Annotated in this window: 8 protein-coding genes; 6 read left to right on the forward strand and 2 right to left on the reverse strand. The window is 62.9% G+C overall.

Going from position 1 to position 7911, the window contains the following annotated elements; genetic code table 11:
• Window positions 1-329: 329 nt before the first annotated feature.
• Both KDH09_04095 and KDH09_04100 read right to left on the reverse strand, forming a co-directional pair.
• On the reverse strand, window positions 330-1700 hold the full coding sequence (locus KDH09_04095; protein MCB0218851.1) for an AarF/ABC1/UbiB kinase family protein: 1371 nt from the start codon (window positions 1698-1700) through the stop codon (window positions 330-332).
• A 109-nt stretch (window positions 1701-1809) separates the two neighbouring features.
• A complete protein-coding gene (locus KDH09_04100; GenBank protein MCB0218852.1) occupies window positions 1810-2925 on the reverse strand; it encodes a hypothetical protein in 1116 nt (371 codons plus the stop codon).
• 138 nt (window positions 2926-3063) lie between these two features.
• Between KDH09_04100 and KDH09_04105 the strand changes: the two genes are divergently transcribed.
• The 6 genes from KDH09_04105 (at window position 3064) to KDH09_04130 (ending at window position 7696) form a co-directional block, all read left to right on the forward strand.
• Window positions 3064-3285 carry a hypothetical protein gene (locus KDH09_04105; protein ID MCB0218853.1) on the forward strand — a complete coding sequence of 74 codons (222 nt, stop codon included), beginning with the start codon at window positions 3064-3066 and terminating at the stop codon, window positions 3283-3285.
• Window positions 3278-3592, forward strand: a complete 315-nt coding sequence (zapA, locus tag KDH09_04110; protein MCB0218854.1) for a cell division protein ZapA — start codon at window positions 3278-3280, stop codon at window positions 3590-3592. The genes KDH09_04105 and zapA overlap by 8 nt, the downstream gene beginning before the upstream one ends.
• 650 nt (window positions 3593-4242) lie before the next feature.
• Window positions 4243-4470 carry a hypothetical protein gene (locus KDH09_04115; GenBank protein ID MCB0218855.1) on the forward strand — a complete coding sequence of 76 codons (228 nt, stop codon included), beginning with the start codon at window positions 4243-4245 and terminating at the stop codon, window positions 4468-4470.
• A 131-nt stretch (window positions 4471-4601) separates the two neighbouring features.
• Window positions 4602-5207, forward strand: a complete 606-nt coding sequence (locus KDH09_04120; GenBank protein ID MCB0218856.1) for a 5-formyltetrahydrofolate cyclo-ligase — start codon at window positions 4602-4604, stop codon at window positions 5205-5207.
• A 17-nt stretch (window positions 5208-5224) separates the two neighbouring features.
• Window positions 5225-6814, forward strand: a complete 1590-nt coding sequence (rny, locus tag KDH09_04125; protein MCB0218857.1) for a ribonuclease Y — start codon at window positions 5225-5227, stop codon at window positions 6812-6814.
• 96 nt (window positions 6815-6910) lie between these two features.
• Window positions 6911-7696 carry a TIGR00282 family metallophosphoesterase gene (locus KDH09_04130; protein ID MCB0218858.1) on the forward strand — a complete coding sequence of 262 codons (786 nt, stop codon included), beginning with the start codon at window positions 6911-6913 and terminating at the stop codon, window positions 7694-7696.
• The last annotated feature ends 215 nt before the right edge of the window (window positions 7697-7911 follow it).

Raw genomic sequence — 7911 nt, forward strand, 5'->3', positions numbered from 1 at the left:
CGCGAGCTCGATGGGCGTTCCGGAATGGTCTACGTCCCCTATGAGTATCTGGGGACCAACGTGCTGAACCGGCTGCTCAACGACTTCTTCTCCAACCCCTGGCAGGGGCAGGGCGCGCAGCCTGCGGTGTAACGGCGCACTCTTGTTCTCAACTCTTCGAGTGAACCTGTCGTTCTGAGGGATGCGAAGCGCCCCGAAGAATAGCGTTCACGCCGTTTCCATGGGATTCTTCGCTACGTTCAGAATGACAACTTTGGGCAAATATCGACCAGCCCACAAAGAAAAAGGCCGGCATTTCGCCGGCCTTTTTTGTAGAGCTGGTCGCTGGATCAGGCTTCGGCCGGACGGGAGTCCGCGACCAGATCCTTGATCGAATCGCCGCTGGCCTTCATCTGCGAGAGCATGACGAGGTCTTCGCCCAGACCCTTCACCAGACGCGGATCATTGAAGATGTTGAGGTTCGGCGCCAGCGCCTTGGCGTAGCGATCAAAGTAGAGGAGCTGCTTGGTAATCAGGATGAACTCACGCGGCAGGCGCATGCGATGCTTGACCGACACGCGCAGCACTTCGGGCATGAGATCCTTGATCTTGAGATCGGCAAAGGATTTGTCGAGCCACGGGGTGTAGGTCTTCTGGAGATCGGCGGTAAATGCTTCCATGTCGATCTCGCCGCCTTCGACCGAGCCCATCTCAACCAGCACCTGCGCCAGCTTGCGGAAATTGCCGGTCTGGAAGGCCAGGATGTACTCGGTGACCATCCCCTTCTGCTTTTCATTGAAGCGGCCGATGATGCCGAAGTCGAGGAAGCCGATCTTGCCCTCGTCGAGCAGCATCAGGTTGCCCGCGTGCACATCGCCGTGGAAGAAGCCGTGGAGCACGACGCACTGGAACCAGCCGCGCACGCCGCGCACGAGCATGTCCTCGGCATCGTAGGGGCTGTCGAGCACCCCCTGGGTGTCATCGACGCGCCAGCCGCGGAATCGTTCCATGGTCAGGATTCGCTTGTTCGTGTAGTCCCAGTCGACGATTGGCGCGACGACATTCTCGTTGCCGGCGAATTTCATGATCTCGTTGAACTGGTCCATGTTCCGGCCTTCGAGCTGGAAGTCGAGTTCTTCGAACAGCGTGAGCTGGAAGTCCTCGATGATGCCGACGGGGTTGGCCAGGTCCATGTTGGGTACGATCTTCTGGATGATCTTTGCGAAGAACATCATGATCTTCATGTCCGAGCGCATCCGCGGTTCGATGTGCGGGCGCTGGACCTTTACCACGACTTCGCGACCGTCCTGCAGCGTTGCAAAATGCACCTGCGCGATGCTGGCTGCGGCGATGGGAACGGGGTCGAGGGACTTGAAGACTTCGGTATAGGGACGACCGAATTCCTCGAGCAGGGTGCGCTCGACATGGGGGAACCCGAAAGAAGGCACCCGGTCCAGGCACTTGCGGAACTCTTCGGAGTATTCCTTGGGGAAGAGCCCCTCGCTGGAGGCGATGATCTGGGCGAGCTTGATGTAGGTCGGGCCCAGGTCCTCGAACGCCATGCGCAGCCACACCGGCGCCGTCATCTTCAGATACTCATCGCTGCGCCCGGTCAGGCTGTACCAGAGCTTGCGCAGGCCGAGCTTGTCGAGCAGGCCGATGAATCCGTACTTGAAAAGAATCCACTGGACTGCAATCCAGCGAACGAGTGATTCAATCATCTCTTTTGTGTCCTTGGCCCCATCACCGGGGGTTTTGTTGGCCGGGACAATCTACCCCACCCGGGGCCGTGCGCAAAGAACTTGCAGGGTCGGTGAAGTGCGGGGGCCCTCAGGGGCTCTGCACGGGGAAACGCTCCCTGATGACGCGCCAGTCAGTTTCGCTGGTCGTCCAGGACGCATACACCGCCAGCCCGCTCAGGTTGGCGCGGCCCGACCCGATCTCCGGCAGCGCCGCCGAGAGGGCGTCAACGGCAGTGCCGACATTCTCGATGTCCGAGTTGTGGAACTGGGATTCCTCGCGGTAGCTGGGAACCCCCAGAAACAGCTCGATCTCGGGATTGGCCTCCACGCTCAGCGAGAGCAGCGTGCGCGCCTGCAGGGCCAGGAACCACTGGAACACCGCGGGTGAGGTAATCGCCGTGTCGTAGGTCATAAAGGCCATCTGATCGACGCGGGCGGCCACTTCCTTGAGGTAGCCCTCCGACCAGAACCGGTCGCGCAGCTTGGGCAGGGAGGCCACGTAGGGCAGCACCATCGTCCCCGCGAAGGAGAGGATCTTGCCCTTGGGCAGGGCCTTTGAGACGTCGTCGAGAAGCGCCAGCAGGTGCTCGTCGCGCTCCAGGGTGGGCTCGATATTCAGATGGACCCCGTCAAAACCGAATTCCGGGCCGGTGAGCCTGCGCGAGAGGGCGGCAATACCAGCACGGGTGGCCGGATCGGCCAGGTCGATGTGGCCGCGCTCGTGGCCCTTGTGGCGCCCACCGATCCAGGCCAGCGTCCGCGTTCCCGGGGCGGCCTTTTGCAACTCGCGCTGCATGCGGCGGATGGGCGCTTCCTGTCCGTGCCAGGGACTCAACTCGGTCACCGGCCACAGTGGAATTTCGCCGCCTTCCTTGAGCGAGCCGACGAAGAAAAAGATCGTGCCGACCCCGTTCTCCGCCATGGTCTTCACAAAGTCCGCGCGCATCGCATCGGGAATCGCTGCGGGCTTGTCGATATAGGGTGATTTTGTTTTGGAATAACTGGTCTGCGCCCCGGCAAACCACTGGTATTTGGCCCACGTAGCATGGCGGTAGAGCCCTGCGGCGCGCACGCCGGCGGCGGGCGGCTGGGCCCGCGCGCGCCCGGGGGTGCGCGGCAAACCGACGAGAAGAGCCAGGGAACAAACCACGGCGCACCACAACAGCGTGCCGGGTCGAATAAAAGCGCGGATGCGGTCGGCCAAAAAGACTCCTTTCACCGCCTGCTTACAATGCTGACCAACAAAAACATGGCTGGCAATCCCGCGTCCCGCTTGACTGTGCGCCGCACGCAGCGATAGGCTCGCCTCCGCCTTGGGCTTTCAGGGGAGGCCTCCGCGTAAATGCTCGCACAATGGAACCAGATTGAGACCAGAGTGGACACGCTGCTCAAGCAGTTGGTATCCTTGAAGTCCGAACGCGCGCAGATGAAAAGCGAAGTCGAGAAGCTGCGCGGCGAAGTCACCAGGTTCGAACAGGAGCGCGAAGAACTGCGCGGCCGCATGGACCATCTTCTCGAAGAACTGCAGCGCCTGGAAGGCGAAGTGGGCGAAGCCGATGAGTGAACCCGCACGAAAAGAAGAAGTTCCCGCCGGTGTCGTTTCTGTCCGCGTGGCGGGCCGCGACCTGCGACTTCGCACCGACAACGGCGAGGAACTCGCGCGCGAGGCGGCGGAGCTGCTTTCGGCAGAGATCCAGCGGGCCAAGGCCTCACCCGCGGCGCCGGGGACCAACGACGCCGTGCTGCTGGCCGCGCTGAACCTGGCCGGGGAACTGATCGCTGCCCGGCGGGATCTTTCCGAGTGCCGCGAAGAGGCCGCCTCCCAGACCACCGCCCTGCTGGCCAAGCTCGACGAACACCTGGACGCCTGAGCGGCGCCCAACGCATTTCCCAAATCCTTCTGAAATCAATCAGTTGCCCATGCTGAGGCGCTTCCGGGGCGAATTTTACCGTTCCGGCTCTTGCCCTGTGTGCTATTCTGCAATCCGTGGGAACGGACCCCTGCGACGTGCGTGCTTATAACGCACCGAAATGTTTGAACCTTTGATGGTTGAACAGGGAGCTGTCTCTCGAAGCTGCGGCGGGACACACCACGTCGGTCGGCGATTCCTACCAAGGTAGCGCCAGCGCCGGCGGGGTCTAACAGAGACCCAAAGTGCTTCGATACGGCGCCCACCTTCTCAAGCGAAGGGTTCAACGCTTCACACGCGTTTCACGGCGTTTGCGGGACCATTCCTGATTTTGCTTCCGGCTGATACGCAGCCGCAAAACTGCGAGCTTCAGCGCGGTGGAAGCGCTTGGGCCGGTTTTCTTCGGGAAACCGGCCTTTTTCTTTCCGTTTTTGCCTCAATTTGGGTCGATTTCGTCCCGGTTGCCCACTGATTGACGCGCTTCGTCTTGCTCGCGAGAAGCCGGGCAGGCTACACTAAGTATCGAGAATATTTGAAGCCTCGCAGGTGCTTGCAAGAGGCCGCCCCCTTGGGAGGCCACGCACCTGGAAGGAAAAAGGAATCCCAACCGGATGAGTTTTCTGGTCGCCATTGGATGGATTTTGATCGCTGCGGTAGTTGCCCAGGTGGCCTATCTGCAGCTCATGGGGGCACAGCCGCGCCGCGAGCTCGTGCGCGCACGTCCCCGTTCCCACTCGCCGCTCGCCCGCGGGCGCCAGGGTCGCACACGCGATCTGGGCCCACCTGCGCGTCGGCGTTCCCCTTCTTCGCAAGCGGCGGTGCCGCTGCTGCGGATTTAGGGTTAGGGCAAATCCCTCCAGTTTCCTTTCAGGCAGCTTCACTTCCGTGAAGCCGACACGCGTTTGAGCTCCTGCGGCTGAGGCCGCCCCGGCAGTTTTTTGTCCGGGGTCGCCGGTTCCGAGGGGGGCTCGTGGTCGCACCACAGCCACAACAAAGCTTGATCGCCCGGCGCAAGGCTGAGCTGCGCGGGCGTATGCTTGAGCGGCGCTCCCACCTCTCGGACGAGACCATTGTCGCCAACGGCAAGGCGGCGGCCGGGCGGGTGCTCTCTCACCCTGAATTCGAGGCCGCCCCCATGGTGGCTGCCTTCGTGAGCTTCGGCAGCGAAATCGACACTTCGCACCTGCTGCGGGAAATCCTCGCCGGCAAGGGCCGGGTGGCGCTTCCCCGGGTGCGCGCGGGCGCAATGGCCTTTCACGAGGTCACCGACCTGGCGCAGCTCAACCCCGGCACGCTCTCGATACTCGAACCCCCGGCCGAGGCGCCGACCCTTTCGAGCGAGCAGCTCGACTTCGTGGTCACCCCCGGCGTGGCCTTCGACGGGGACGGCAACCGGCTGGGCTATGGAAAAGGATATTACGACCGCGCGCTCTCGGGCCTTCGCCCGGGCGTTCTCGCGGTCGGTTTTTGTCACGACTTTCAACTGGTGGAGGAGGTGCCCGTCGACGAGCGGGACGTTCCCCTGCGGGAACTCATCACTGAGGCGCGCCACCTTCACTGCACGAAGAGCAACTGAGGAGAGAAACGAAACCAATGGATACGAACGCAATCATTTTTCTGGTCGGAGGTCTTGCCGGGGGGCTGGGCCTGGGTGCGGCGCTGTTCTTGAAGCGCAGCAAAAATGCACTGAAAGAGGCCGAACGGCAGGCCGAGGAGCTTCTTGACGAAGCGCAGGAGAAGGCCCGCCGAATCGCCCGCAATGCGGACAAGAAGGCCGCGCAGATCCGCAAGGATGCCCTGCGCCAGAGCGAGGAAGAGGCCGAGGATCGCCTCAAGGAAATCGCCGCCAAGGAGCAGAGCCTCAAGGCGCGCGTGAAGAACATCGAGGATCGAAGCAAAGAGGTCGATCAGACCGCCGCCGAGATCGAAAAGCGCGCCGAGCGCATCGAGACCGAGCGCGAGCGTCGCGAGCGCGAGATCGAGGAGATGCGCGACCGCGTCACCCAGCAGGAGACGAGCTGGAACGAACTGGTGGCCCGCGCGCGCGACCAGCTCGAGCGTGCCGCCGGCCTCTCGGCCGAGGACGCCAAGGTCGAGCTGATCAAGAATATCGAGAACGATGCCAAGCTCGAAGCCGCCCGCATGTGCAAGCAGATCGAGGACGAGGCCAAGGAAAAGGCCGAGATGCAGGCCAAGAAGATCATGGCCACGGCGATCCAGCGCTGGGCCGGTGATTTTACCGTCGAGCGCGCGGTCAGCGTCATCCAGATTCCCAGCGACGACATCAAGGGCAAGATCATCGGCCGCGAGGGGCGCAACATCCGCGCCCTGCAGGCCGCCACGGGCATGGACTTCATCATCGACGACACGCCCGAGACCATCGTGATCAGCGGCTTCAACCCGCTGCGCCGGGAGATTGCGCGCGTTTCGCTCCTTCGCCTGATCGAGGACGGACGCATCCATCCCGCGCGCATCGAGGAAATCGTGGGCAAGGTCGAAAAAGAAGTGGCCCGCGAGATCAAGACCGTCGGCGAGCAGGCCGCCATGGACGTGGGCATCCAGGACATCCACCCGGAGATCCTCAAGCTCATCGGCACGTTGAAGTATCGCTACTCGTTTGCCCAGAACAACCTGGTTCACTCGCTTGAGTGCGCCTACTTCGAGTCCATCATGGCCGACGAGCTGGGTCTGGATCGCATGAAGGCCCGCCGCTGCGGTCTTCTTCACGACATCGGCAAGGCCGTCGACCACGAAGTCGAAGGCCCGCACGCCTACATCGGCGGCGACCTGGCCCGCAAGTACGGTGAGAAGAACGACGTCGTGGTCGCCGTTGCCGGTCACCACGAGGACGATCCGCCATCGCTGTGGGCCGCGCTCACGCAGGCGGCCGACGCCCTCTCGGCGGCGCGCCCTGGCGTTCGTCGCGAGATGTTCGAGAACTACGTGAAGCGTCTTGAGGATCTCGAGCGCATCGCCAACGCCTTCCCCGGCGTGGAACAGACCTACGCCATCCAGGCCGGTCGCGAGCTGCGCGTCATCGTCAGCAACGACAAGCTCAGCGACGATGCCGCCTACATGCTCTCGAAGGACATTGCCCGCAAGATCGAGCAGGACATGACCTATCCGGGACAGATCAAGGTGACGGTGCTGCGCGAGACCCGTGCGGTGGATTTCGCCCGCTGATCGCAAAGCGGTATACGTAAGAACACGGGCGGGCCGGGGCGCATCCAGCAAGGTGCCCCCGGCCCGGTTTTGCAGGGGAACTGAGAGGAAGTCATCGTGAAGCTCCTGTTTGTTGGAGACATTGTCGGAAAACCCGGACGCCGCGCACTGCGCGATCTGTTGCCCGGTGTGATCCGCGACCGCCAGGTGGACATCACCGTGGTGAACTGCGAGAACGCCTCCTCGGGCCACGGCCTCACGCGCGAGCACTACCACGAGCTCCTCGATTCGGGCGCCGACCTGCTCACCAGCGGCAACCACATCTGGGACATGAAGGAAATCTTCGACTACATCGACGGCGCCGAGCTGCTACTGCGTCCGATCAACTACCCCGACGTGCCCGGCCGCGGCACGGCCATTGTGCAGAGCCCCGGCGGCACCAAGCTCGGCGTGGCCAATGTGATGGGCACGGTGTTCATGGGCATCTCGCTGGAATCCCCGTGGAAGGCCATCGACGCCGCCGTGGAAGAACTGCGCCAGGAAACCAACTGCATCCTCGTCGACGTGCACGCCGAGGCCAGCAGTGAAAAACAGGCCATGGGCCACTACCTCGACGGGCGTGTTTCTTTCGTCGTGGGAACCCATACCCACGTGCAGACCGCCGACGAGCGCGTGCTGCCCGGCGGCACCGCCTACCTCACCGACGCCGGCATGACCGGCCCCTACGACTCGGTCATCGGCATGAAGAAGGAAGCCTCGCTCCGGCGCTTCCTGACCGGTATGCCCAGTCGCTACGAGTGCGCCAAGAACGACGTGCGCCTTTGCGGCGCCATCGTCGATATCGATGAAGAAACCGGCAAGGCCCGGGGCATCGAGCGCATCAACATCCCGCTTCCCGCCTGAGTGCGACCGGGTTGCACCGGTCCTGAGTGCTGTTCACACTTGTCCCATCCTTTGCGGGGAGGGACGCGCGTGGACTTTCTCTATCCGCCCGCCGAACGGCGCGGGCGCTACATTCAACTCACCAGCTATGACAAGGGGCCGCTGCCCTGGATGCCGGGAATACTCGCGGACTGGTCGCGCAAGTGCGTGGTACTGCGTCCGGGCCAGACGCACGA

It is taken from the genome of Chrysiogenia bacterium, assembly GCA_020434085.1.
Classification (GTDB): domain Bacteria; phylum JAGRBM01; class JAGRBM01; order JAGRBM01; family JAGRBM01; genus JAGRBM01.